Source organism: Desulfosporosinus acididurans, from assembly GCF_001029285.1.
GTDB lineage: Bacteria > Bacillota > Desulfitobacteriia > Desulfitobacteriales > Desulfitobacteriaceae > Desulfosporosinus > Desulfosporosinus acididurans.
Genome location: NZ_LDZY01000003.1, coordinates 89,898 through 115,368 on the forward strand (window position 1 = coordinate 89,898; position 25,471 = coordinate 115,368).

The following is a 25,471-nucleotide window of genomic DNA, read 5'->3' on the forward strand; positions in this document are numbered from 1 at the left end:
CTACACCTCTTTTTTAGAATATTTAATACGTGGATCAAGGAAGGCATAAATCAAATCGACGATCAGATTCATTAAGACATAAATGGTAGCTACCAGTAATACCACACCCTGAACCACTGGAAAATCAGATTTCAAAATACATTCCACAGTATAAGCGCCAATCCCCGGCCAGGAGAAAACTGTCTCTGTCAATACAGCACCGCCGAGAAGACTGCCTAACTGCAGACCAATTACGGTGACAATAGGTATCAAGCCGTTGCGCAAGGCATGCTTGCGGACCACTTTGCCCTCCGGAACTCCTTTGGCCCGGGCCGTTCGAATAAAGTCCTGCTGCAGCGTGTCCAACATGCTGGAGCGGGTCATTCTGGTGATAATCGCCATGGAATACATGGCCAAAGCGCTTGCCGGCAAAATAAGATGCCGCAAGGCATCAAAGAAAGCGTCCATATTACCTGCCATCAAACTGTCAATGAGGAAAAAACCAGTGATATGCGCAGGCTCTAAGAGGGGATTAATTCGGCCATTAGACGGAAGCCAGTGCAGGGCACCTGAGAAAAGAATAATTAACAATATTCCCAGCCAAAAAATCGGCATCGAGACACCAATCAAGGCTATGAACATCCCGGCATTATCGAAAATCGAGTTCTTCTTGACTGCAGAGATTACACCGATCACTATACCGAAAAATGAGGCCAAAATGATGGCAACAATCGCCAGTTCAATGGTCGCCGGGAAACGTGACATGATTTCTTTGACAACAGGAAGCTTAGTATAGTAGGACGTCCCAAGATTTCCCGTCAATGCGCCTGTGAGATAATGATAATATTGCAAATAGATGGGGTCATTTAAGCCATTGACCTGCCGCCAGGCAGCTACAGCCTGCTGGGTGGCATGCTGGCCTAAAACAATGGGCGCAGGATCCGGTGAAAATACGCGCATGATCAGGAAAACAATAATCGAAACCCCTAAAAGCACGGGAATCAACATTAATAAGCGTTTTATGATATATCTGAGCATTAGCAACACCTTTCCCCCAAGTGAACTCGTTCTCTAAAGCTGAACATCGGGGCTTCGGTGACGCAAGTGTCCTGTGGACACTTGCGCCGAAAGCGCCTAGCCCATAACAAATGCTATCGCGCTGAAGGATAGAGTCTCCCCACCATCGAAGCAAGGTATGGGAACCGCTCCCACATACAGAAGCGGGAGTTTTTCAATTGAGTGAACTAAAAGATAAAATAAACAAACCGGGAACCGGCTTGAAACCGGTTCTCGGCAGTCTAAATTCTTAAAGAACTACACCAAAGTTATTTCTTAGATACACCTACAAAAGGAGTAATACCAGTCATATGGAAATAGAAGTTTTGGACATTAGGTCTGTAAGCACAAAGGGTTTGAGCGTGGGAAATGGGAAGCCACACAGCATCAGCAGCTGCAATTTTCTCTAATTGAGTGTAAATTGCGTTGCGGGCGTCACCGGCAGGGGTAGCTACGCCTTTTTTAATTAAGTCGTTGAATTGAGGATTGTTATAAAGGGCAATATTCATCGTCGGATCGGGATCCGATAAGAGGTTCATGAAGTTATCTGGGTCTCCGTTATCGCCGACCCAACCGTAGAAGGCAATATCATAATCTCCTTCTTTAACTTTTTGTTTATAAGTGGTCCAGTCATAGGAATCAATTTTAACGGTTACTCCAACTTTGGAAAGATAACCTTGAATAGCTTCGGCCAATACCTGACCGGTTGCGGTGTTATAAGGTCTTGGGTTGGTATAGGTAATCATGTGAACAGTCGTTAATCCGGCAGCTTTTAACGTTTTGGCTGCAGCTTGCGGATCATAGGCTACTTGAGAAATGCTCTTGTCATACCCTTCCATGAAGGTTGGCATAATCGAGGTTGCAGGTTCAGCATAGCCTTTATATAAACTCTTTACCAATTCAGGAACATTGATCGCCTGAGATATAGCAGCGCGGAGATTTTTGTCATTGAAGGGTTTGCGTGAGGTATTGTAAGCCATGTAGTTGATGTTCATGCCCGGTGCCTGGAAAATCTTGTTGCCGGCATCGGTAATCTGCTTTACAACAGTAGCGTCAATACCATCGATAACATCAGCTTCACCATTGTTTAAGGCCACAACGCGGGCTGAATTGTCTTTGATAAATTTAAAGACAACATTTTTAATCAGAGGCTTAGTTCCCCAATATTGATCATTGGCAACTAAGACAATGTCTTGATCCTTATCCCACTTGACGAATTTGTAAGGGCCTGTTCCTACAGGTTTTTGGTTAACGTTATTGTTATTATCTTTAAGATCTTTAGGACTAATCATGGGTGCGGCCATGATCATTGCTAAATTCTTTAAGAATGGAGTACTTGGAGACTTCAAGTTAATTTTAACGGTATTTGGGTCAACTACCTGTACGTCTTTCACAGAACCGAAGACAAAGGAGGCATATGCCATATCCTGAGTAACCTTAGGCGGCAGCTGACGGTCAATATTAGCCTTCACTGCATCGGCATTAAAATCAGTGCCGTCTTGGAATTTAACACCTTTACGAAGATGGAAGGTATAGCTGAGTCCATCAGGGCTTATATCCCAGCTGGTAGCCAGGCAGGGTTGTACCTTCGTGGAATCTTTATCATACTTTAAAAGTCCTTCATAAATATTACTCATTACTTTAGCGGATTCGCCGTCATCAACGAGAGCCGGGTCCAATCCTCTAGGTTCTGCCCCTTGAGCATAAACCAAGGTATCGCTGCCTTTCGCGGAACTGCTGCTCGCTGCGCTGCCGTTAGTAGAGCTGCTGCCGCAACCTGTTAAGGAAACAAGGGCAAGGGTTGCAGATAGAGCAAGGGCCATCATTCTTCTTATCTTTCTCATTTTCTTCCTCCTACTTTGTTGAATTAGAAAATATCACATATTTCCTATATTTTATATAACACCTCCAAATTATTTTCCCTAATTATAGCAAATGAACCTGACCAACTAAAGAAATAAAAAAGATAAAAAGTGTTTGATTATTGTATACAATCCTAAATCGGTTACTATTATATAAGACACATAATAAATATCTATCCATTTTTATAAGTGAACTCGTTGAGCTAAAGCTGAAGCCCCGATAGGAGTACTTAGCGACGAAGGAGGACTCTTCCCCACCTGAAGTTAACGAAGGACACACCCCCCACTTATAGACGTGGGGACCTTAAAAACCGGATCAATAAATACGGCACTTACTAATATGCTTCATAGTAAGTGCCGCTGCTAATCCCAACTATAATTCAACTCCGGATCATAAATCAAATCCAACAATAGCGATTTTTGGGCCGCCCAATTTTTTGATAACTCGGTATTGACTGAACTTTACCATTATTAACAAGATAAGTGAGATAGCGATAAACAGTAGGGACCGCAAGAGACAGCTCTTTGGAGATCTCCTCTACGGTAGAAGGTTCAGGACAATCTGTAAGATATCGTTCGATATACGAGAGCGTTGATTTACTAATTCCTTTGGTAACAAAAACTTCGTTTTGTACTTTGGTATTGGCTTGTACCGCCTTAGTCATATACAGCAGCCGCATGTGCAATTGGACCCGGGCAATTAAATCCGGTGCCTTGGCCGGTTTAAGGGCAAAGTCAGTAGCGCCTGCATCCAGAAAACGATCAGCAATTTCCTGCCGTTCATCCACAGTGAGAACAAGGATAGGGATTTCTTGATCATGTTCTCTAATCAAGCGAACCGTTTCAAGACCATCAATTTCCGGCATATGATAATCGACTAAAATAATATCTGCTCCATGGTTAAGGAAGCCTTCGATTCCTTCTCTGCCATTGGGATAGGCTATAGGCTCCCATCCGGCAAAACTGAATATTTCGCTTAAGGTATAGCGCAGTGACTGCTCATCATCCATAATTATTATTCTCATTGGCTCTCTCCCAAAGGCAAGGTTATCCAAACCTTAGTTCCCTGACCGACGACGCTTTTTATATTAACAAATCCTTCATGCCCTTCAGCGACCTGTCGTACAAAGGCCAGGCCAAAACCAGGATGGTTTTTGGTGCTGTATCCGGTCTTCCAGATTCTTTTAACATCGCTTGCTGTTATACCATAGCCATTGTCTTCCACTTCAAGGTTCACTGTATTTTCCAATGTTTTGGCACGCAAAATAACCCTCCCATTTTCACGATTCTGCACTGCATCTAAGGCATTGTCAATCAAATTTATGATTGCCCGAGTTAACCTGATTTTATTAATATAGAGATTTGATCGCGGTTCTCCCTCTAATTCAATATCCACGGATAAGTTTGTCCCACTTAGACGGGTGGCTCGGATATAGTCAATTAGGTCTTTTAGTTCACACCAATTTTTGCGATCTTCATATAAGATCTCCGATACCATGGCACTCATAGAATTAATGGAACGATAAATCGTTTGACAGTATTCCTGCATCTTTGGGTCCGGCCAGCGCGTCTCCATAAGAGAAACCAGCCCCTCAATGGTCGCTAAAGGCGTTTTAAGATCATGAACTAAATGAAGCACCTCTCGTCCCGAACGGGATTCATTAGCTTCAAGCTGGGCACGAAGCAAATCCTGAGAAATCGCCCATTTCTCCATATATAAAATCAAATAAACCCACAACGTGATAGCACTGGCAACGAAGATAAAGAAAAGCACATTGGCATAAAGCGTTAAAACCTCGCCAAATCCAATTTGAATTGCTGATTGTTTCAATTTTAATGATAAGGAACCCTGGCCAAAGCCGTAAGGTGTTAGAAAAGGAACTTGATTTAACCAAGCGACGCCAAAAATCAATTGAGAAAAAACCAAGAGTTTCATCCCAATATTCAATTTTTGTTTGCTTAAGGTCTGCATCACTACAATCATGAGCCATAAAAAAATGTCCGTAGCTCCAAAGCTGTAGTTTAAGGGAGTAACCAAGTTTACAATTACATAAGCGCAAGGAACAACGGTCAAAGGGATGACGGTTTTTAAGGCAGGACGTTCAAAGACTTCCGCCATTCCATCCCCTAACATAACCACGCTGAGAAACTGAGGTATAGAAATAATCGTATTAATAGACACGATCAGGAAGGCATTTACCATCAAGGCACTTCCGTCTGTCTTATGATGCATCGTTTGCAGTAATTGGTCCAAGCCAATGAGCTGCGGTTTTATCCAATAAGGTATTAATATTCCCAATAGGAACAACACAATTCCTATCCATATTTTTACAGACTTAAGAATCTTCCTCACAGCTTGCCGTTGCCCCTCCCTTCGCTAATTATAAGTATACCATGAAAAAGGAAGCCGGATATCAAAATAGCCTTGAAAGGGAACAATTATCCTCTTCAAGGCTTTTCTTATTTTATGTTTGTTAATTTTATAATCATTTAACTTTTGCAGAGCGAAAGTCAATAATAGTAATAGACGTTAGGGTCTTAAAAACTGGATCAAGTAAAGGAACCTAGATAACAGACTTCTTTCTGTTCAAAGTCATTTTTCATTAAATCACAGAAGACGCCTACTAATTCAGGGTCCAGTTGAGATCCTGAAACTCTCATTAATTCTTCAACCGCCTCATCATGCGATCTACCCGGTCGATAACTTCGATCAGAGATGATTGCATCGTATGTATCGGCAACGGCGATGATCCGTGATTCTAAGGGTATTTCCTCCTCCTTAATTCCGTCAGGATATCCTTTTCCGTCGTAGCGTTCATGATGATGACGTACCACTTTCCCGATATCAAACATAAATTTAATATTTTCGATGATCCCTTGTCCGATAACGGGATGGCTGCGAATTAAATCCCACTCCGTCTCCAGAAGTTCTCCTTCCTTATTGAGAATAACATCACTTATCCCGATCTTGCCAACATCATGCAAAACAGCCGCATACTTCAGAAATTCAATTTTATCCTCACTCATCTCAATGGCCTCGGCTATAATAAGTGCAAGTCTTTCGACTCTGGACGAATGCCCGCTGGTATAATTATCCTTTGCTTCAAGGGCCTGGACAAGAGCACCAACGGTTTCGAGATGACCTTTTCGCATGGTAATATAAAGCTGAAAAGACCTGTGCGCTGCTAAGAGCGGTATTAAAAGCAGTAAAAGTCCCAAAGGTCCATGGTGATAATAAATCAAAGCCATTATGTACCCTACAGGGGCGAGAATAATAATATTTGGCAGCACCCAGCGCATATTACTCAGCCAAATTGCCCGCATCGGCTTATCTTTCAGAAAACTTAAGCCTATTGTCACAAGGGAAATATTGGAAAGCATATAAATTAGAGATACCATGACATATATGACGAGGGAACGAAACTTATTATGAAAACCGCCGCCAATTCCCGCAAGCCACAAAACATATTGAGCAACGGCCTGAGATAACAAATACTGAGAACTGTTATATAGCCGTTTAAACAAAGGATGTTCTTTGGCGCCCCTCCCCAACGGAAAGAGACCTCCTAATACTGAAACTGAAAAAGCAACGCCTCCAGGGTATAAAATTAACGCCGTGTAGAAAACGGCAAAACTTACTGTGACAAACCCACCTCGCGGTAAGGCTACAGGAAATGATTCACAAAGTACGGCAAGTATTCCTAAAATCAAAAGATGTGTTATCGTTGCTGAGGTCCATTTCGTATGAACTATTGAAACCAAGAGAAGTGCAGACGCCAGAACCGTTATCAGCAGGAGAAAACGCTTAAATTTAATGGGCAAGTTGTTCATTTTTTAAACCCCATCATTCTTGAAGCTTATAAACCAATAATAGCATGAAATAATTAGCAATGTCATCGTCTTTTGTTTTCAGGATTCCATTTTAGATAATGCTGAGGGAGTCTTCTCGCCGCAAAAAGATAAAGTTTATTTTTCTTCAAAAAATTATAATTGACTTTGTGACTTTTTTCTATAATCAATCGTGTTATAGATGAAAGGAGATTCTTACATGCCCCAATGGCCTGGCAGTAATTTTTCAACAAGATACAAGTTGTATGGTGACATGGTTTTCAAAATTGCCATGGTTCATCTCGGAAATAAAGATGATGCCGAAGAAATTATGCAAGAGGTATTTTATAAGCTTCTGTTCAAATCACCGACTTTTAATAATGACGGCCATGAGAAAGCATGGCTTATTAAAGTTACGGTTAATCTTTGTCGGGATACCCTGCGCAGTGTTTGGCACAAACGAGTCATAAAAATGGAGGAAATCGATCATTATTACGATGATCCGGCAGACTCCGGTATTTTAAAAGAAATTATCAACCTGCCTACGAAGTATAAATCGGTAATTTACCTTTATTATTTTGAAGATTATTCGATTAAAGAAATCGCCCAAATTCTAAGCTGCAAAGAGTCAGCAATAAAAATGCGTTTGCAGAGGGGTCGTCAGCTTCTAAAACTGGAATTGGAAGGAAATGAAAATGAACAGCTTTGATATTAAACGCGTCATCGGAAAACTTGAGCCGGATGATGACATGGAACAAAGATTATCCGCCAAATTAAACGGGAAGCTGGCAAGGGGAATGCCCTTCAAACCTATAGCTGTAATAGCCGCTGGGCTTATCGTGGCTATTGGGGCAGGAGTACTGGCCAATTATCAGATTGCAACCCCTCCAAAATCAGCTGTTCAAAACAACACCCCCGATAACACTTCCATTGCCTTCCTTCCCGATAATAAAGGCGGCAACCAAGCGGAACAGAAAATACAAGGAAACAATGCTCAAAATTCAAACCTCCCGCAACCTAATAACAATCTAAATAATAGCCAAATTAACAGTCAAATTAACGATCAACCTACAGACCAGCATACCGGCCAAAATAACAGCCAAACTGAAACTGTCGTTCCTCAAACCCGAAGCGACTCTGGCGTCCAAGCACCCTCTCTTCCTCCAACTAAGCAAAATGGCAACTCAGAAGCACTTCAACAGAACAACGGGGCCAACAGTTCTCAGCAAATCCCGGCTGGAAATGAAACAACACCGGAACCCAGAACTTTGCTCAGAGGCAATGGCAATAACGGTGTCAGTTCACAGGCGCCAATATCACAAGGGTTGAATCAGCAAAATGAGGGAATTTATATACCCAAAGTTCAATTACCGGTTAGGACAAAAGATTCGGTAACAACAGCAAAAATGATGGAGCTTATTGTCTATCAAGGGAGGATTTATATTCACAGCTCTTTACCCCTGGATCTAAACAGAGCCGCTGCGCTGGTGGGCGAAAAGCTTGGCACCACAAAGAGTACTATCACAGAATGGAGTCAGCAGAACGATTATGATGAAGAATTGGCTTCGACGGTTGGGATCCAAGACGTCTATTCCGTCAAGGGCTATGACAAGAGCTTCAGAATCATGACGTATGGACAAATCAACGGTGAAGTTGATGCTCAGTTCTTTGATTGTCTGAATGGCATCACTGTGAAAACGGGACATGATATAGTTGGTAAGTTCCAGATCGAAAACCATATTGCCTCCGTTCGTTATGAGGATTTCGATAGTTGGAACAACGGGAAAAATAATTACAAATCCCTGTTAAATCTTGATCAATTTAATGTCTTTCTGGCAGCATTAGAAAACTCTGTTCCTGTGGCTGAAGAAGACTTAGACTATTTATTTTCTCAACAGGGTACAACGGATCAACGATTTATAGATATCCGCTTAAAGGATGGCAGCGGTGTGGAATTACGGCTTTTTAAGGAAGGCTATGTCTATATCAATGGCGTTAATATATTCTTCAAAGTGGACAGCCTTACATTTAATAACTTTTGGAATGGGCTGACTTAACCAGCAAATTGATCCAATCGTAAGACTCCCACTTCTTTAAGTGGGAGTGGGTCCCCCACCGAAGTCTCGATGTTCAGCTTTAGCTGAACGAGTTCACTTGTGGTTAACAAGCTCTGGCTATTAATTACTATGAAAGGGGTGATTGCCCCAACAACGATAGAAGCGGACATCTTACAATTGAATGGTTATTAGTTATTTTACTAAGGCGAACTGTCAATGCCCTTAAAACCTAATTTGGTTACTGTTTTGTTAGATGATTTTTTAGAATGATAAATTACTAAGGAGGCGTCTCAATTGAAAAAGAGTCTTAAGCTTATATTTTTTGCCCTTGTGCTAACCCTATTATTTGCTCAAACCGCATCTGCTGCAGAAATTCAGCAACAAGCAGGTACAATCGAGACTTCGGCAACCAGTTCCGTAGACGTAGACCCTGACATAGTCCAACTCAATTTATCCGTAAGGACTGAAGCAAGCAGTGCGGCGTTAGCGCAGGAAAATAATTCGACTGCTGTTAACAAGGCCATGGATTTGCTTGTAGGCGAAGGTCTAAGCAAAGATGCTATTACGACTACAAACTATTCCACTTATTCCTATACAAAAACAGATAATAATACTAAAAATGAAGTTACCGTCTACTCCTCGAACAGCAGTATGACCGTAACTATTAAAGAGTTAGATAAAGTCGGGGAAATTCTCGATAAACTGGCAGATATCAGCGAAGTCAATGTAAATTCGGTTAACTATTCCATCCAAGATCCAGCGAAATACAAAGATCAAGTCATTGCTTCCGCGATTGCCGCTGCGAAACAGAATATTCTTAGCAGTGCCAACGCTTTAGGTGTTACGATAGACAAATTAGACAGCCTCAAAATTGATTTTAATTCAGCTTCCAATATTCAGCCTTACACCAGAAATTCTGTTTCCCTTAGCACTTCTGCAACTCCCCAACCACAAAGTCCGGAAAAGATTACAATCTCGGCTACGGCTGATCTGTCTTATACGGTTCAGCAAAAATAGTTCATTGATCAACTTAGGCTAAGAACTAAAGGGACAGGACATTGTTTTAAAAAAACAACGTACCTGTCCCTTTAACTTTATACTAAAATTTCCCGAAAGTATTTTCTCTAAGCAGTGCACCTGTGGCGTAACTAAAATAAGATAATTGAAAAGTCTAATATTATAGACGAACTTCACTATTTAGATTATACTGAAAATAGCTAAATTGTAAGGGGAGCGGTGCTATGGGCAAAGACGTAAGAGAATTCAGAGCCTATGATAAAAAAGAGATGGCCTTGATTTATGATCAAGATTTATGGCTTCCTGATTATCTAAAAAAGTTAGGGCATACCGAATATCCTGTTCATATTTCCTCAGAGGGGATTCATTATACCTTAAATTGTTTGTCGAACCATTATGAAAACGATTGGGAGGAAAAGGTCATAGCGTATATAGGGTTCGATACTATGCAATTCACGAATCTTTGGGACAAGAAAGGGAAGAAGATTTTCTGCAATGACATTATTGCCTTCTGCCCTGCAGGTAATTTAACAAATAGTTCAGCCAAAACTTTGGGAAGAATTCAGTATAGCGAACAATCCGGTGAATGGATTATCGTTAATAAGGATGACCAATTTCTTAATCAATTAGATAAAGCGAACCAACCCGAAGTTATCGGAAACTGGTTTGAGAACGCAGAATTACTTAACTAAACGCCGCCAAAAAGAACTCCGCAATATTTTCATATACGGAGTTCTTTTTCTTTTTCGCTATTTGTTTTTATTTTTAGTAACTCGTTCAGCGAAAGCCATAATTCATTTGCCAAGCTTTCCAAGAACAACTCTTTAGTTTCTGGCAATATAATGAGTGTGCAGTAATTGATGAGCCTTACTACTGCCTGGCTTGTCCAAAAATTCTGCGTAAATCTTTTTAATTTCAGGATTATCATGGGATTTTCTCTTAACGGCTGTTCTGTCTAAGGAATAGATACTGGCAGCTCGTAATTGATTAACCTCTTGAGTTTTGGATTTATCCATCAAAATCGGCTGACCGCCGCCATTAATACAGCCTCCAGGGCAAGCCATAACTTCAATAAAATGATAGTCTGCTTTACCTTCCCTGATCGTATCAAGGAGCTTCGCCGCATTACCTGTCCCATGGGCAATTGCCACATTTAATTCCATCCCATTGATATTGACTGTTGCTTCTTTGGTTCCCTCTAAACCACGAACTTCGTGATATTCAATGGTTTGAAGATCTTCACCGGTTAAAATATCAGCAACTGTTCGCAGAGCTGCTTCCATAACCCCTCCGGTATTGGCAAAGATTACACCTGCACCGGTTGAAGTGCCAAGAAGTTCATCATAATAGCTGTCTGATAGTTCATTAAAGTTTATACCCGCCTGTTTAATCATTTTAGCGAGTTCCCTCGTCGTTATGACAGCATCAACATCCTTAAGGCCATTGATCTTCAGTTCTTCACGGTCTGCTTCAAACTTTTTGGCTGTACAAGGCATAACCGAGACAACAAAGACCTTGTTCGCATCAAGACCTGCTTTTTGCGGATAATAGGACTTAGCTACCGCTCCAAACATCTGCTGAGGTGACCTGCAGCTTGAAAGATTATCCAGAAAATCGGAATAATTATGCTCGCAGAATTTAACCCATCCTGGAGAGCAAGAAGTAATCAACGGCAGCTTGCCTCCATTATTGATCCTGTGCAGCAGTTCTGTACCTTCTTCCATGATGGTAAGATCTGCGCCAAAGGTGGTATCGAATATCTTATTAAACCCTAATCTTTTAAGGGCAGTTACCATTTTCCCTTTAACATTGGTTCCAACAGGCAGGCCAAATTCCTCACCCAAAGCAACTCTGACAGCAGGAGCTGTTTGGACGACGACATGGAGTTCCGGATCTTCAAGCGCCTTCCAAACCTTTTCCGTATCATCTCTTTCCTGAAGTGCGCCTACGGGACAAACCTTTATACACTGCCCGCAATTTATGCAGGAACGCAGAGATAGACTTTGTTCATAGGGAGTGGTGACAGAGGTATTGGGCCCTCTATAGGCTAAGTCAATGGCATTAACCTTTTGAATGTTCGAGCAAACGCTGACACATCGGCCGCATAAAACACATTTGCTGGTATCCCTGACCACCGGGCCGGATTGATCCAACTCCACGCAAGTTCCTTTTTTTTCATAGTAATTGGAGTCAATGCCAAAATCTTCGGCTAGTTTCTGCAGCTCACATTTTTGATTTCTCTTGCAAGATAAGCATTCCCGATTATGGTTTGCCAATATGAGCTCTAAGATGTCTCTCCGTGTCTCCCGCACCAGCCTGCTTGAGGTTTTAACTACAATCCCTTCCTCAGCCTTCGTCACGCAGGCAGGCTGCAGTCCCCTCCAGCCTTCAACTTCAACAACACAGATTCTGCAAGAGCCTGGTTCATGAACTCCTTGCAGGAAACAAAGTGTTGGAATATCGACTTTGGCTTCTTTAGCCGCTTGTAAAATCGTAGACCCCTTGGCAACGGAAATATCTATGCCATCAATTGTCAGGTTGATCTTTTCCATCCTTATTTACCTCCTTACCCCGCTCATGCTGCATTTTCCACTGGGACATCGGCCCTGAACATGAGCTTCAAATTCAGCTGCAAAATGCTTGAGCAGTGTAGTAACAGGAACTGGAGCGCTTTGGCCCAGGCCGCAAAAGCTTGTATTTCTCATCGTCCGAGCTAATCTCTGAAGACGCTCGAGATCTTCCTTCGCCCCTCTGCCTGAAGTCAGCTTTTCTAGAATTTCAACCATTCTTCGATTTCCTTCCCGGCAAGGAGTACACTTACCGCAGGACTCATCTTCGAAGAACTCCATGACCGTCTTGAGATAATCAACAACGCAATGAGTGTCATCGACAACAAGAACGGCTCCTGAACCCAGTGATAAACCGTTTTTCCGCAGGTCGTTATAACAAATTTTTGTATCCAGTAATTCTTCAGGGAAACAAGCTCCGCTTGATCCACCCAAATGTACAAATTTCAACGTTTTGCCGCCGGCAATTCCCCCGCCGAGGCCATAAATAAGTTCTCTAAGGGTCGTTCCAAAAGGCACTTCATAAACTCCCCGCTGCACAACATTTCCGGAGAGACACATCAATTTTGTCCCGCCGCTGAATTCCGTCCCCACCGATAGAAACGTTTCTCCGCCTTCCTTAACAATCCAGGGAATACAGGCATAAGTCTCTACATTATTTAAGACGGTCGGCATCATATTAAGGCCCGCATTCTTGATATATGGTGGTTTACGCCTGGGCCTTCCGGTTTTTCCCTCGATTGATTCAACTAAGGCGGTATTTTCGCCGCACACATAAGCTCCTGCTCCTGAAACTACCTTTATATTAAAGTTCAGTCCGGTACCCATGATGTTTTCCCCGAGGTATCCAGCCTCTGTAGCGTTCTTAATAGCACTTTTTAATATTTTTTGAATTCCGGAATACTCACCACGGCAATAAATGTATCCTTCCTTAGCCCCGAAAATAAAGGCCCCAATTGTCATCCCTTCGATTAACATCAAGGGATCCTCTGCCATAATATGGCGGTCCTTAAAAGTTCCCGGTTCTCCTTCGTCCGCATTACAAATCATGTATTTGGGCCCTTTTTCCAGAGGAATGGCATAAGCCTGTTCCCACTTAACTCCCGTGGGATATGCCGCTCCTCCTCGTCCAAAAAGATAGGCATTTTTAATCTCCTGAATAATCTCTTCAGGTTTCATGGTAATTGCTTTTTTTAACCCTTCGTAACCACCGGCAGCAACAAATTCTTCCACGGAGTCCGGCTTAATTTTCCCAAAACGCGAACTTAATATCTTGGTGTTTCCCATACTGTTAAGCCTCCTCTCTGTAAGATTTGATGACTGCTCTGAGCGAGTCCGGTGTTAAATTGCCATAAACTTTTTCGCCGATTTTTATGGCAGGGGCTATATCGCAGGCACCAAAGCAATTGGAACGTTCCAAAGTAAAGAGTCCATCGTCAGTTGTTTCCCCCGGCTTAATTGCCAACTCTTTTTCTAACATCAGTTCAATACCTTGAGAACCTGACACATGACAGGGACCGCTCTTACAAACTTCAATGAGATTTTTCCCTCTGGGCTTGGTGCTAAACATCCCATAGAAGGTCATAACTCCGTAAACCTTGTTCATAGGCATGTCAAGGGCCTTCGCAACATATTCCACCCACTCCTGGGGCAAATAATTTTTCCCCGAAAGCATCTGTAGTTCGAGCAGAATTTGTATAAGGTCTTCTTTAGCATATCGGAACTTTTCCAAAACCTCGTCGACTTTTTCCATTTGTAATACCCCTTTGTTTTGTTCTGCAAATAAACAATAGATATTAATTCATAATTAGTTGCAATATTTGTTCAATTCTTTGAAACGCGCTTTCATTATACAAAACAAATATTAGCTTATTGTGATAAAATTAACAAGTATTTTGCCAAAGTTCTAATTTGATTATTATTCACACTTTACTTTTTGTTCTGATTAATTCTTTGATCTTTCTCGGAAACTTCTTAAGGATCAATTGCAGATCTTGCAAACAAGACCATAGTTTAACTTTCCACAAAATAGCCAAACCATTCAATATAACCAACCATTCAGTTACCAATGGAGGTCAAAAAGAGTTTCAGAATTCCTATCAAGGAACCCTGAAACTCTTTTTGACTAGTTCTAATGAACTTTCTTTTGGAACATAGTTTTAAACTAATGTATAAATTGAGCGAACATGGCCAGACCGCTGAACAAGATAACGCTTAGGCCAAATTTTTTAAGGGTAGGAAAATCAAGGCGAACGAATAACTTTTCGCCGATCCAGTAGCCTAAGAAAATGACCAGACAGGCAACCAAGACATTGAAATTGAGGTATTCCAAGTGAAACGTTTGAGCAAAATAAGACATACTTAGGGTTACGATGTTTGAAAGGAGGAAAAAGCGTGCCAGGCTGGCTCTCACCAGCTCTTTATCTTCACTCAGCGCTATCATGCATAAAACCATCGGCGGTCCGCCCAGGCCGGTTGTGGCAGTCAGAAAACCGCTTATAAAGCCAAGCACAGCCTTAAACAATCCTTGGCGGCGGATTTTAATCCTGGAACTTTTAGTCATGAGAATGGAACTCGCTATAAGAACAATGCCAACAAAGCCTTTTAAAAGACTCTCACTTATAACCCTCATAACATACAAACCGGGAAGTATCCCCATGATGCTGGCTGCAAAAGGCAGGATCAACTGACGGAACCTTGCTTTCCCGGCCGTTCGACAAATCATAATTACACTGATCAGTGTTGAGGTTACCAGCGTAAACATTACGACTTCCTTTGTGTCTATAACCAAGGTAAGCAAGGGGGTCGCCAGCAAAGCATAACCAAACCCGGTCAAGGTCTGTAAAAGACTGGCCAGCAAAACAACCAGAACTATATAGAGTGTCGTCAACATTAACACCCTAGATCATCTCCTTTATATCTGCTTGAACGCTCATGCTTTATATCATACACCAAGGAGTCTATGAAAGTCATAGTTGACAATTTAGTAAGGTACCTTTATAATTCTATTCATAAGGTACCTTACTAAATATTAATTGCTTACAGAAAGCGAGGATTAATTATGACTAACAATGAGTTAGACTTATTCGATCAATTTGTCCGCCTTGAATGGCTCCTTCACCGCTATCATCAACACAACCACAGGCACCATGGCCCCATGGGGGACTCTCATCGAGGCCAAGGCCGGGTTCTGGCACTGCTGAAGTTAAAGCCGGAAATTAGTCAGAAGGAACTCTCCGATATCTTGGATATTCGCTCCCAATCTTTGGGGGAATTGCTGGCAAAATTAGAGCGAAGCGGTTTTATCACCCGAACCCCTTCCCAGACTGACCGCCGTGTTATGGAAGTACGTTTGACGGAAGCGGGAAAAACGGTATCTGACCAAAATGAACGGCAGGGAGATCCTGAATCCTTATTCAGCTGTCTAAATCAAGAGGAGCAATCAGCTCTCAGCGACTATCTGAGTCGTATTATTGATAAGTTAGAACAGCAATTCGGAAATATTGAACCTGGAACACATTGGCATGGACATGGACATGACCATGGACATCCGCCTTTTGACGGCAGGGGTTTTGGCCCGCATTGTGACCGGAGAGGCGGTCATCCGCCCTTCCATGGCGGACAATTTGCTCACCATTTCGGCAGAGAAGAGGGACGGTCTCCTTTTGATCCCAGAGAGTTTGGCCAAAATCCTAAGACTGAAGATAAACCGGATAGTTTCGATGATAAATAGATTATAGTAAAAAAACCAGCCCTCTACCTAACTTAGTTTAGGTCAGAGGGCTGGTTTTTTAGGCTTTTAGAAGTTTTTGTTTTTGTTTAATCGCTCAGACAGTTTTAAGTTCATCGTCTTTATGCTCTCAAACATTAAAGAGCCAGCTGCAAAATCCGTTTTTGTACATCATTAGTAAATACGCCCCCATGGTAGCAAATAACATTATCAATATCCAATCGAGCTAGTTTCTTCATCGACTTGTTCGCTTCATCTAGATCGTAAGTAGCAGAGGGATTGGGCCCTGATAATAGGCCGTCATCGGCAGTAAGGGCATCTCCGGTCACCAACGTTTTAGTTGCTTTATGATACAAACAGATATGACCGGGAGTATGTCCTGGTGTATGGATGACGATAATTCCGCCGCAATAAGGGAGTTCTTCACCATCTTCAATAGTTCTGTCAACTTTAGCTTTCGGAGGGTTGGAAAATACCGCTTGAAGTCGTTTTCGTTGCTCTTCCGGTAACGTTTCAAAGAGTTTAGATCGTTTCGCAGCATCCGCTTTAATCAGGGGCTTATCACCTTGAATGTACGGCTTTTCAACCTCATGTGCTAATACTTCAACTTTTTGTTGTGAACAAGCCAAGATTTCCGGTAAACTGCCAATATGATCAATATCTTGATGAGTTATAATAACTTTGGTCAAGCGATCAAAGGAAACCCCGGTTTTTTCAATGGCCTCCTTAATTTGTGGTTCTAAACTCGGGAAACCGGCATCTACTAGAATTACAGAGTCTTTATCCCAAAATAGTGCTGGATAAATGGTTGTTTGACGCCCCATGAGATTAACTGTCAGTTCAAGGGCTTCAACGCCGTTTGCAATTTTCAATTCTCTCAACCTCCATTGTTACTCTAATTGGATCTATAATAATAACATACACGCAAAGTTGCAAGGAGGTAATAAAAAATGATAACGATCGGCAACAGCTTCCGCCGCATTTCTCAAGCCTGGTTCCTTCTTCTAAGTTTAACAGCGGTCTTTGCGCTTCTCTATCTCATTTCCGCCCTCTTTCCCAGGCCAATTGACCCTTCCATAAGCAAGTATTTTTCTTTAGCTTTAGCAGAGAAGGCCAGAATATACAATTACGCTCCCCGTATTGTTTATATCGTCCATTTGTGTTTGCAGATCGGTTTTTTAACCTGGCTGCTCTTTAGTACCAGAGGGCGCATTTTGTTTCAACGTGTCCGGAATCTTAGCCGAAATTATTGGTTAGTTTCCGTCCTTTCCATCCTTGCCATATGGCTTGTAAGCACTTTAATTTCTCTGCCTTTCTCATATTACAGCGGATACTACTGGCAGAAAATCTGGGGTTTTAGTACCCAAAGTCAAGTTGCTTGGTGGATCGATTATTTAAAAAATACAAGTATTGATCTTGTTCTCTCACTGGCAGGAGGGATTATTTTCTTCCTATTGGTCAATAAAATATCCCGCTATTGGTGGTTAGTCGGCTCACTGTTGTTTAGTCTTTGGCTCGTTGTGGAATATTTCTTTTGGCCCATTATCGTATCCCCAATTTTCAACCATTTTGAACCCCTACCTAAGTCCGCAATTACTACCATGGTTAATGAACTTGCACATAAGGCAGGATTAAACGTTGGCTCTGTTCTCGAGATGGATGCCAGCAAACAAACGACCTTTGCCAACGCCTATTTTACCGGAGTAGGCAGTACAAAGCGAATTGTAATTTATGATACCCTGTTAAAAAATTATTCCCTGCCTGAGATCAAGGCTGTTATTGCTCACGAAATGGGGCATTGGCGTCATAACGATGTTGCCCACGGACTCCTGTTGGGAATGGCAGGCGGTTTTATCGTTTTTAGTATCTTGACCTTTCTCTTAAAGCCATGGCTGCCCAAAAACTCCACTAAACCACCAGAGCTCTGGGCCGCCTTGCAGCTTGCACTTATTCTCCTCCTCTTTGTAAGCAGCCCCCTCCAAAATGCCATTTCCAGACAAATGGAACGAAATGCCGATTATTTCTCTTTAGAGCTAACCGGCAACCTTCCGGCGGAAATTCAACTTCAGGAAGATTTGGCACGCAATAGTTTAACTGATCTAGACCCTCCAGGGTTCATAGTCTGGTTTAGCTATGATCATCCGCCGACCTTAACCAGAATCCACGATCTTGAACGAGAGTATCGGCCTAATTGATTCTTTCCTTCAATCCTTTTGCCTAGGTGCTTGCCTAGGTTTCCTTTTTATGTTGCTTCTATAAATATCAAAAACAAAGGCTAACATAAAGGGAGGGTTGAGAATCCCGATATAAAATGCAACGTGGAGAGCTTAAACCCTCCACGCTGCAAAAATTAATGAACTCTAATTCGCTGCCCAGGATAGATATAATTTGGATTAGAAATCTGTGGATTTAAGGATATAAGTCTTCGCACACTAGTTCCATGACATTGAGCTATTTTATGCAAAGTATCGCCTCTGCGAACGTAATGATACATTAAATATCCCTCCTCATTTCGACTACATTCCAAAATATTCCACGAGGAGTTTGTTCGGTGCTTGGGCGAAATAATTATCTTAGTCCAGTTCATGAATAAATAATCCGCTCCTAAGTTTCGGTTCAAACCAGGTCGACTTTGGCGGCATTAATTGACCTGCATCGGATACATTAAGCAATTCATTAATAGAAGTTGGGGACATTGCGAAGGCGACCTTCATGTCACTGTTGACCCTTCTTTCAAGTTCCTTAAGGCCCCTTATTCCGCCGACAAAATCAATTCTCTTGTCTGTCCGAATATCCTTTATCTTCAGAATAGGTGTCAATAGATAATTTTGCAGTAAAGAAACGTCAAGCCCCTCAACCGGGTCATCTGAGCGAATCTCCTTCTTGGCGGTTAACTTATACCAAACTCCTTCCAAGTACATCCCGAATGCAGCCTTTTCTGTTGGTTTATATGGGTCTTGGCCAATATTTTCGATTAAAAATGATTGACTCACAGCCTTGAGAAACTCTTCTTTCGTATAACCGTTTAAATCTTTGACCACACGGTTGTAATCTAAGATCATCAACTGGTCATGGGGAAACAGCACGGAGAGAAAAAAGTTAAACTCCTCTTCTCCAGTATAATTGGGATTGGCTTCTCTTCGTTTTAATCCAACTTTTACTGCAGAAGCCGTGCGATGATGGCCATCAGCGATATAGACACTTTCGATCTTTCTAAATACTCTTGCGATCTTTTCGATATCAGTCTCGTTAGCAATTTTCCATACTGTATGCCTAATTTGGTCAGGAGCGATAAAATCATATATTGGCTTTTCCCTTTTTATTTTTTCCACTATGTCATTAATAGTTTTTTGGGAACGATACGCTAAAAATATTGGACCGGTTTGAGCATTGCAAATATCCACATGATTGATGCGGTCAATTTCTTTCTCTTCCCGCGTTTTCTCATGCTTTTTGATAACGTTATGCAGATAATCATCAATCGAGGCACAGCCAACAAGACCCGCCTGGGAACGGCCATTCATCGTTAACTCGTAGATATAGTAACAGTCCTTGTTCTCCTTGATGAAGATACCTTCGCTGATCATTTTTTGAAGGATATCTCTTGCTTTCTCATACACTTTTGCATCATACGGGTTGAAGTCCTTGGCAAATTGAGTTTCAGCTCTGTCAATCTTCAAAAAAGAGAACGGTTCTTTTAAGACTTCGGCTAGTGCTTCTTCGCGGTTAAAAACGTCATACGGCAGTGCGGCAACTCTGCCGGCAATATCTTCTCGGGGTCTTACAGCTTTAAAAGGTTTGATCGCAGCCAAAGTATGTTTCCTCCATTCCCAGAAATAGTTATTCGTTGCTTCTAGTATCATTAAATTTTACGATCATTCTCCGATAAACAAAATTCAAGGGGATCAAAAATGGTCCCCTCAAGTTAATTTATCCAGTTTTTAAGGTCCCCACTACTTGAAGCCCCGATGTTCGGCTTTAGCTGAATGAGTTCACTATTATGCGGCACGAAGAATTTCGTTTAATCATGTTCTTCTGCTTACCGAAGTGTAAATAGGTAGAATTACTTAATGACCCTGATTCTCAAAACCCCATCAATGTCTTCGATTCTCTTAATAATGTCAGGATTCGAAGGAGGTTCGATATCGAGCATGGTATATGCCCACTGTCCTTTACTCCTATTCATCATGTCCGATATATTAATGTTTTCTTTGGCAAACGCTGCGGTAAATTGACTTAACATGTTGGGTACATTGCGATGATGAATAGCAATACGCTCTGCCTGAGTACAAACTCCCATGTCACAATTAGGGAAGTTGACCGAGTTTTTGATATTCCCATTTTCCAGATAGTCCATCAGCTGAACAACTGCCATGACGGCGCAATTATCTTCTGATTCATTCGTCGAAGCTCCTAAGTGAGGAATTGCGATAACTCCTTGATGTCCAACCACTTTGGGATTAGGAAAATCTGTTACATATTTGCCAACTTTGCCTGAATCTAAAGCTGCGATGATGTCGTCATCATTAACCAAAGTGTCTCTGGAGAAGTTAAGAAGTTTAACTCCATCCTTCATTAGGGCGAAAGCGTCTTGATTGAACATACCCTTGGTCGTATCGGTTAAGGGTACATGAACCGTAATAAAATCACACTCACGATAGATCTCTTCCAAAGATTTACTTGGCTTAATATACTTTGAAAGTTTCCAGGCAGAGCCCACAGAAATAAAGGGATCATAGCCGTAGACTTCCATTTCCAGTTTAATGGCCACATTGGCAACCATAACTCCGATGGCTCCCAATCCGATTACCCCTAGTTTTTTACCTTTAATTTCAGTTCCCACGAACTTAGCTTTATTTTTTTCCACGAGTTTGGCAACCTCGGGCTCCTCCTTAACGGAAGTCACCCAGTTTATTCCTCCCAGAAGGTCACGAGAAGCAAGAATCAATGAGGCGATTACAATCTCTTTAACTCCATTTGCATTCGCGCCCGGTGTATTAAAAACAACAATTCCTTTTTCAGCACATTTATCGAGAGGAATATTATTAACTCCGGCTCCGGCTCGGGCTATAGCCTTCAAAGAATTCGGCAGTTCTATTTCATGAAGATTTGCGCTCCTGACAAGTGCCGCATCGGCAGTATTAAGGCCCTCCACCATCTCATAATTGTCCGTGAGTAAGTCCAAGCCCACATGGGCTATATTGTTCAATCGGTTGATCTTAAACATTGTTTCATCGACTCCTTCTTAAATCCTCTTGTTATTTGCCTGCTTATTATTAAATCCGCTTTTCACTCACTAAAGCTGCTTGTTTTCGTCCTCAAATTTTTTCATAAATTCCACGAGCTTTCTAACACCTTCAATTGGCATAGCATTATAAATACTCGCTCTCATTCCGCCAACAGTTCTATGCCCTTTTAGGTTTTCAAAGCCGGCTGCCTTTGATTCTTTGATAAATTTAGCATCAAGTTCCTCTGAACCCGTAACAAAGGGCACATTCATGAGCGAACGATCCTTCTTGACGACAGTTCCCTTAAACAGTTTGCTTGAATCGAGATAGTTATACAAGATCGCTGCCTTCTCCTCGTTTCGTTTCTTCATAGCCTCAAGACCGCCTAACTTTTGAACCCACTTAAATACTTTGCCACAGATATAGATACCGTAGGCAGGAGGGGTATTATAAAGGGATTTGTTTTGGGCATGGGTCTTATATCTTAACATTGTCGGCGTCCCAGGCAAGACATCATCGGTAATTAGATCTTCGCGAATAATAACGACCACAACTCCTGCAGGGCCAATATTTTTCTGAACGCCGGCAAAAATGATGCCGTATTTCGTGACGTCAACCGGTTCTGAAAGAATATCCGAGGACATATCCGCAACTAAGATCTTGCCGCCTGTTTCTGGTAACTGATTATATTTTGTGCCATAGATTGTGTTGTTATGGCAAATATACACATAATCAGCATTATCGGATATTGCCAGGTTCTTGAGGTCAGGTATATAGGAAAACATCTTATCCTCAGAAGAAGCGATGACATTGATCTTGCCATAAATTTTGCCTTCGGCGATGGCCTTTTTAGCCCATTGCCCGGTATTAATGTGATCTGCTACTCTATTCTTCATCAAGTTCATTGGAATCATCGCGAATTGTTGGGATGCTCCGCCTTGGAGGAACAATACCTTGTAATTCTCCGGAATGTTCATCAAATCTCTTAACGTTTTCTCAGCATCCGTAATTATTTCTTCAAAGGCTTTTGACCGATGACTCATCTCCATAACAGACATGCCTGTACCGTTATAATCCAACATCTCCTCTGCCGCTTCTTTTAACACCTCTTCCGGTAATACGGCCGGACCTGCTGAAAAATTGTATATTCTTGCCATGAAATAATCCTCCTTTTATTCTATCCTCAAATTTAACTTTCTCATTATCACAATTGTCACTATCTATCGCTATCTCTCACTACTATCGCTGCCTATTACTACCTACCACTGCGTAATATGCGTATTACTGCGTGTCACTACCTATTACTGCGTATTACTGCTATCACTATTTCTCGTTAACAATTTACACAACTCTCCTTTTCTTAAATATTTTAATTAAATTGTAATATACTGGATGTCCAGAAAACAACAAAACCCGCCCCTTCATTGGGGCGGGAATTCCGCGGTGCCACCCAAGTTCAAGCCAGTTAAGAGCATAGGAAATAAACGCTATAAACACAAACAAACCTCTCATCCCCTAAAGGGACGAGAGGTTATTCCCGCGTTGCCACCCATGTTGCCAAAATCGGCCAACTTTTGTCCGCGCTATCGGGCGGAACCCGTCACAATTCATCATTGGCCACTCCGGGATGGAATCCTTAGACTTAGCAGACTGACTTGCACCAACCGCCAGCTCTCTAAACGGCTTAAGACCGGGACTTCCCTTCATCGTGTTGAAGTGTATTTCGAACGTTGTATTGGGATTGATTTTAATCCATTTATTTCTTTCTGTCAATACTTTTTCTGCATTTAATTAATTTAGTTCACGAGAATGAATCTCCAATACCTAGCAAAGATTCCAACCTTCGATGACCAATTTCTCTCTGCGAAAAAAGCGAGTCAAATCAATCACAAGATTCATGTTGCGTAAATGAGAGGGAACATTGAGTTTAATCCCTTGGACTTCCAATGTCGTATAAGACCCTGCAGGGACCTTTAACCCTTTTCTCACCTTGAGCTCACCCAAATACACAGGGGGCGGCTCAGAAATCTGGAGGCAGCATCCATTAACAATTATCGGCATATCTACTGAAATCGTCGCGACTTCTCTTTTCTCAAGAAAAGCCAGAGCCTCCGGAGAGATTGTCCACATTGTTCGCCACCTCAATTACTTCGCTGCAAGATCTTTAACGATTTCTTGATGTCGGAGTCTTTGGCTCTCAAGAGTTTTCTTATCTCTTATCAAGGCTGCCCATTTAACAAAAGCATCAGCAACGATGATCAAAGCCAAAATTGCCATAATGACGGAAAGAATAACATTTAAGGTCATATGTTGAGGCAGATAAACTTTTGTGACATTAAAGTAGGAGGCATCTAAGGTCGTTATGAACAGAAAAATAAATGGGATAAAGGTGGTTAGGGCATAGGAGATTCGCCCGGTGCTCTTTAAAATAATCGACGTACCGACCACCATAGCTAATGAAGCGAGCAATTGATTCGAAACTCCAAAGAGCGGCCAAACTGTGGAAATATTCCCGCCATACAAGAGATAACCCCAAGCGAATGAGACAAGAGCTGCACTGATGACAGCACCCGGCCACCAGGTAATCTTTTTAAAAGGTTTAATGACAACGCCGATCATATCTTGAACAACATAGCGCGCTGCTCTCGTTCCGGCATCTACTGCAGTGAGAATAAATACGGCTTCAAACATGATAGCGAATTGATACCAGTAAGCAACCAAATGGCTTAAACCAGGTATGCTGCTAAATACATAGGACATTCCGACTGCTAAAGAAACTGATCCACCGGGACGGCCTGCGACATTCAACCCAATAAGATTGGAAAGCATGGGTAATTTGTCAACATGCATGCCAAGGTGAGCAAAAACTGCCGGTGTGGTATTAATTGCAAAGTAATCCCCCACTGGGAGAACGGATGCGGCAATCATAGCCATAATGGCGACGAAAGATTCCATGAGCATCGCGCCAAAGCCAACAATCTTAATATCTTTTTCACTTTCCAGCATTTTCGGTGTCGTCCCAGCAGCAATTAAGCTATGGAAACCGGACATGGCTCCGCAAGCAATGGTAATAAAGACAAAGGGCCAAACTTTACCGGCAATAATTGGGCCGCCGCCGTTGATGAACTTTGTTACAGGCGGCATTTGCAGTACGGGATTCACAAATATGATTCCCAGAGCCAAGGCACCGATTGTGCCGATCTTAAGATAAGAACTTAAATAATCGCGCGGCGCCAAAAGGAGCCAAACGGGCAAAGCCGCGGCGACAAAGGCATAGACAGGGAGAGCGATTTCGATAGCATGAACACTGTAATTAAAGTAAGGAGCTAAAGCTGAACTCTTTATCATGGGCCCGAGCGCCACTGCCAGGAGAATAAGCGCAACTCCAATTACGGATGCCTCACCCAATTTTCCCGGGCGCAGGAAACGCATATAAATTCCAATAAAGATGGCGATGGGAATCGTCATGGCAACTGTGAAGGCCCCCCAGGGGTTGGTATTCAAAGAACTAACAATAACAATTGACAAGCCGGCCATCGTAATAATCAAGATGAATAATACCGCTAATGATGCCGCAGCTCCTGTTACAGGACCTATTTCCTTTTTAGCAATCTGAGGTAGAGATTGACCATCGTGCCGGATTGAAGCAAACAGAACCACCATATCATGAACTGCTCCTCCCAGGACTCCTCCAATCAGAATCCACAAGGTACCCGGCAGGTAGCCAAATTGAGCAGCCAAAACCGGTCCTACTAAAGGTCCGGCGGCAGCGATTGCCGCGAAGTGATGGCCAAATGCGACCCAGCGATTCGTCGGAACAAAGTCATGCCCATCTTCCAAACGTTTAGCCGGTGTAACTATCCGAGGGTCAATGGCCAGAACTTTGGAGGCCATAAACGTTCCATAAAGGCGGTAGCCAATCAGTAATATACAGGCGGCAGCAATGACGAGATAAATCGCATGCATACTTAATCCTCCCTTTCTAAATTCTTCTAAAGCAAATGGAATATTAGAAATTTTTAGTAATTATTAGTACCAATTTTAATTATCTTTGATTCCTAAAGAATATTTACAGCGGCCACTGTGTTTTTATCATAGCAGACTTTTTTAAAAAGCGGAGAAATCTTTGACTAAGACGTAAAAAAAC

At 42.1% G+C, this 25,471-nt stretch carries 22 protein-coding genes; 6 read left to right on the forward strand and 16 right to left on the reverse strand.

Annotated features, from left to right (window positions below; translation table 11 throughout):
• The 5 genes from DEAC_RS04300 to DEAC_RS04320 form a co-directional block, all read right to left on the reverse strand.
• Entirely contained in the window at positions 1-1,017 is a 1,017-nt protein-coding gene (locus DEAC_RS04300; protein WP_047808812.1) for an ABC transporter permease, read from the reverse strand.
• Positions 1,018-1,304: 287 nt separating this feature from the next.
• Positions 1,305-2,879 carry an ABC transporter substrate-binding protein gene (locus tag DEAC_RS04305; RefSeq protein ID WP_047808813.1) on the reverse strand — a complete coding sequence of 525 codons (1,575 nt, stop codon included), beginning with the start codon at positions 2,877-2,879 and terminating at the stop codon, positions 1,305-1,307.
• Between the two features lie 416 nt (positions 2,880-3,295).
• Entirely contained in the window at positions 3,296-3,922 is a 627-nt protein-coding gene (locus DEAC_RS04310) for a response regulator (RefSeq protein ID WP_047808814.1), read from the reverse strand.
• Positions 3,919-5,250 (reverse strand): sensor histidine kinase, encoded by a 1,332-nt coding sequence (locus DEAC_RS04315; protein WP_047808815.1) that lies wholly within the window; start codon positions 5,248-5,250, stop codon positions 3,919-3,921. Before DEAC_RS04315 ends, DEAC_RS04310 begins: the two co-directional genes overlap by 4 nt.
• 197 nt (positions 5,251-5,447) lie before the next feature.
• On the reverse strand, positions 5,448-6,728 hold the full coding sequence (locus DEAC_RS04320; protein ID WP_047808816.1) for an HD-GYP domain-containing protein: 1,281 nt from the start codon (positions 6,726-6,728) through the stop codon (positions 5,448-5,450).
• 217 nt (positions 6,729-6,945) lie between these two features.
• On the opposite strand from DEAC_RS04320, the gene DEAC_RS04325 reads away from it, so the two are divergent.
• From DEAC_RS04325 to DEAC_RS04340, 4 genes are all read left to right on the forward strand, one after another.
• Positions 6,946-7,434 (forward strand): RNA polymerase sigma factor, encoded by a 489-nt coding sequence (locus DEAC_RS04325; protein ID WP_200903094.1) that lies wholly within the window; start codon positions 6,946-6,948, stop codon positions 7,432-7,434.
• Positions 7,421-8,782 carry a hypothetical protein gene (locus DEAC_RS23730; RefSeq protein WP_047808818.1) on the forward strand — a complete coding sequence of 454 codons (1,362 nt, stop codon included), beginning with the start codon at positions 7,421-7,423 and terminating at the stop codon, positions 8,780-8,782. The genes DEAC_RS04325 and DEAC_RS23730 overlap by 14 nt, the downstream gene beginning before the upstream one ends.
• A 294-nt stretch (positions 8,783-9,076) precedes the next feature.
• Positions 9,077-9,799, forward strand: a complete 723-nt coding sequence (locus DEAC_RS04335) for an SIMPL domain-containing protein (RefSeq protein WP_047808819.1) — start codon at positions 9,077-9,079, stop codon at positions 9,797-9,799.
• Between the two features lie 224 nt (positions 9,800-10,023).
• Entirely contained in the window at positions 10,024-10,491 is a 468-nt protein-coding gene (locus DEAC_RS04340; protein WP_047808820.1) for a YopX family protein, read from the forward strand.
• Between the two features lie 132 nt (positions 10,492-10,623).
• On the opposite strand, the gene DEAC_RS04345 is transcribed toward DEAC_RS04340, so the two are convergent.
• The 4 genes from DEAC_RS04345 to DEAC_RS04360 form a co-directional block, all read right to left on the reverse strand.
• Positions 10,624-12,351, reverse strand: coding sequence for an NADH-dependent [FeFe] hydrogenase, group A6 (locus DEAC_RS04345; protein WP_047808821.1), 1,728 nt, complete (start codon positions 12,349-12,351; stop codon positions 10,624-10,626).
• A gap of 6 nt (positions 12,352-12,357) precedes the next feature.
• A complete protein-coding gene (locus DEAC_RS04350; RefSeq protein WP_047808822.1) occupies positions 12,358-13,653 on the reverse strand; it encodes a complex I 51 kDa subunit family protein in 1,296 nt (431 codons plus the stop codon).
• Between the two features lie 4 nt (positions 13,654-13,657).
• Positions 13,658-14,119 (reverse strand): NADH-quinone oxidoreductase subunit NuoE family protein, encoded by a 462-nt coding sequence (locus DEAC_RS04355; RefSeq protein WP_047808823.1) that lies wholly within the window; start codon positions 14,117-14,119, stop codon positions 13,658-13,660.
• Between the two features lie 411 nt (positions 14,120-14,530).
• A complete protein-coding gene (locus DEAC_RS04360; RefSeq protein ID WP_242847077.1) occupies positions 14,531-15,259 on the reverse strand; it encodes a sulfite exporter TauE/SafE family protein in 729 nt (242 codons plus the stop codon).
• A gap of 168 nt (positions 15,260-15,427) precedes the next feature.
• Between DEAC_RS04360 and DEAC_RS04365 the strand changes: the two genes are divergently transcribed.
• Positions 15,428-16,099, forward strand: a complete 672-nt coding sequence (locus DEAC_RS04365; RefSeq protein ID WP_083995895.1) for a MarR family winged helix-turn-helix transcriptional regulator — start codon at positions 15,428-15,430, stop codon at positions 16,097-16,099.
• Between the two features lie 134 nt (positions 16,100-16,233).
• Here the strand turns inward: DEAC_RS04365 and DEAC_RS04370 are convergent, their stop codons facing one another.
• On the reverse strand, positions 16,234-16,968 hold the full coding sequence (locus DEAC_RS04370; RefSeq protein WP_053006277.1) for an MBL fold metallo-hydrolase: 735 nt from the start codon (positions 16,966-16,968) through the stop codon (positions 16,234-16,236).
• A 78-nt stretch (positions 16,969-17,046) separates the two neighbouring features.
• Here DEAC_RS04370 and DEAC_RS04375 point away from each other — a divergent pair, with 78 nt between their 5' ends.
• Positions 17,047-18,291 carry a M48 family metallopeptidase gene (locus DEAC_RS04375; RefSeq protein WP_047808825.1) on the forward strand — a complete coding sequence of 415 codons (1,245 nt, stop codon included), beginning with the start codon at positions 17,047-17,049 and terminating at the stop codon, positions 18,289-18,291.
• A gap of 155 nt (positions 18,292-18,446) precedes the next feature.
• On the opposite strand, the gene DEAC_RS22570 is transcribed toward DEAC_RS04375, so the two are convergent.
• The 6 genes from DEAC_RS22570 to DEAC_RS04400 form a co-directional block, all read right to left on the reverse strand.
• Positions 18,447-18,590 (reverse strand): LysM peptidoglycan-binding domain-containing protein, encoded by a 144-nt coding sequence (locus DEAC_RS22570; RefSeq protein WP_083995897.1) that lies wholly within the window; start codon positions 18,588-18,590, stop codon positions 18,447-18,449.
• A 79-nt stretch (positions 18,591-18,669) separates the two neighbouring features.
• A complete protein-coding gene (locus DEAC_RS04380; RefSeq protein ID WP_047808826.1) occupies positions 18,670-19,908 on the reverse strand; it encodes a DUF1015 domain-containing protein in 1,239 nt (412 codons plus the stop codon).
• Positions 19,909-20,159: 251 nt separating this feature from the next.
• A complete protein-coding gene (locus tag DEAC_RS04385; protein ID WP_047808827.1) occupies positions 20,160-21,323 on the reverse strand; it encodes a phosphoglycerate dehydrogenase in 1,164 nt (387 codons plus the stop codon).
• Positions 21,324-21,392: 69 nt separating this feature from the next.
• Positions 21,393-22,481 (reverse strand): 3-phosphoserine/phosphohydroxythreonine transaminase, encoded by a 1,089-nt coding sequence (gene serC / locus DEAC_RS04390; protein ID WP_047808828.1) that lies wholly within the window; start codon positions 22,479-22,481, stop codon positions 21,393-21,395.
• Positions 22,482-23,148: 667 nt separating this feature from the next.
• On the reverse strand, positions 23,149-23,454 hold the full coding sequence (locus DEAC_RS04395) for a hypothetical protein (protein WP_047808829.1): 306 nt from the start codon (positions 23,452-23,454) through the stop codon (positions 23,149-23,151).
• A gap of 15 nt (positions 23,455-23,469) precedes the next feature.
• The gene (locus DEAC_RS04400) at positions 23,470-25,290 is read right to left on the reverse strand and encodes a carbon starvation CstA family protein (protein WP_047808830.1); all 1,821 of its coding nucleotides are present in this window, start codon (positions 25,288-25,290) and stop codon (positions 23,470-23,472) included.
• Positions 25,291-25,471: the final 181 nt, after the last annotated feature.

Bases quoted from the DNA above. Each gene is read 5' to 3' on its own strand.
- DEAC_RS04340 (WP_047808820.1), top strand. From the start codon at position 10,024: ATGGGCAAAGACGTAAGAGAATTCAGAGCCTATGATAAAAAAGAGATG.
- DEAC_RS04360 (WP_242847077.1), bottom strand. From the start codon at position 15,259: ATGTTGACGACACTCTATATAGTTCTGGTTGTTTTGCTGGCCAGTCTT.
- DEAC_RS04345 (WP_047808821.1), bottom strand. From the start codon at position 12,351: ATGGAAAAGATCAACCTGACAATTGATGGCATAGATATTTCCGTTGCC.
- DEAC_RS04300 (WP_047808812.1), bottom strand. From the start codon at position 1,017: ATGCTCAGATATATCATAAAACGCTTATTAATGTTGATTCCCGTGCTT.
- DEAC_RS23730 (WP_047808818.1), top strand. From the start codon at position 7,421: ATGAACAGCTTTGATATTAAACGCGTCATCGGAAAACTTGAGCCGGAT.
- DEAC_RS04400 (WP_047808830.1), bottom strand. From the start codon at position 25,290: ATGCATGCGATTTATCTCGTCATTGCTGCCGCCTGTATATTACTGATT.
- DEAC_RS04350 (WP_047808822.1), bottom strand. From the start codon at position 13,653: ATGGGAAACACCAAGATATTAAGTTCGCGTTTTGGGAAAATTAAGCCG.
- DEAC_RS04385 (WP_047808827.1), bottom strand. From the start codon at position 21,323: ATGTTTAAGATCAACCGATTGAACAATATAGCCCATGTGGGCTTGGAC.
- DEAC_RS04310 (WP_047808814.1), bottom strand. From the start codon at position 3,922: ATGAGAATAATAATTATGGATGATGAGCAGTCACTGCGCTATACCTTA.
- DEAC_RS04355 (WP_047808823.1), bottom strand. From the start codon at position 14,119: ATGGAAAAAGTCGACGAGGTTTTGGAAAAGTTCCGATATGCTAAAGAA.
- DEAC_RS04305 (WP_047808813.1), bottom strand. From the start codon at position 2,879: ATGAGAAAGATAAGAAGAATGATGGCCCTTGCTCTATCTGCAACCCTT.
- DEAC_RS04320 (WP_047808816.1), bottom strand. From the start codon at position 6,728: ATGAACAACTTGCCCATTAAATTTAAGCGTTTTCTCCTGCTGATAACG.
- serC (WP_047808828.1), bottom strand. From the start codon at position 22,481: ATGGCAAGAATATACAATTTTTCAGCAGGTCCGGCCGTATTACCGGAA.
- DEAC_RS04325 (WP_200903094.1), top strand. From the start codon at position 6,946: ATGCCCCAATGGCCTGGCAGTAATTTTTCAACAAGATACAAGTTGTAT.
- DEAC_RS04375 (WP_047808825.1), top strand. From the start codon at position 17,047: ATGATAACGATCGGCAACAGCTTCCGCCGCATTTCTCAAGCCTGGTTC.
- DEAC_RS04365 (WP_083995895.1), top strand. From the start codon at position 15,428: ATGACTAACAATGAGTTAGACTTATTCGATCAATTTGTCCGCCTTGAA.
- DEAC_RS22570 (WP_083995897.1), bottom strand. From the start codon at position 18,590: ATGTATCATTACGTTCGCAGAGGCGATACTTTGCATAAAATAGCTCAA.
- DEAC_RS04395 (WP_047808829.1), bottom strand. From the start codon at position 23,454: ATGTGGACAATCTCTCCGGAGGCTCTGGCTTTTCTTGAGAAAAGAGAA.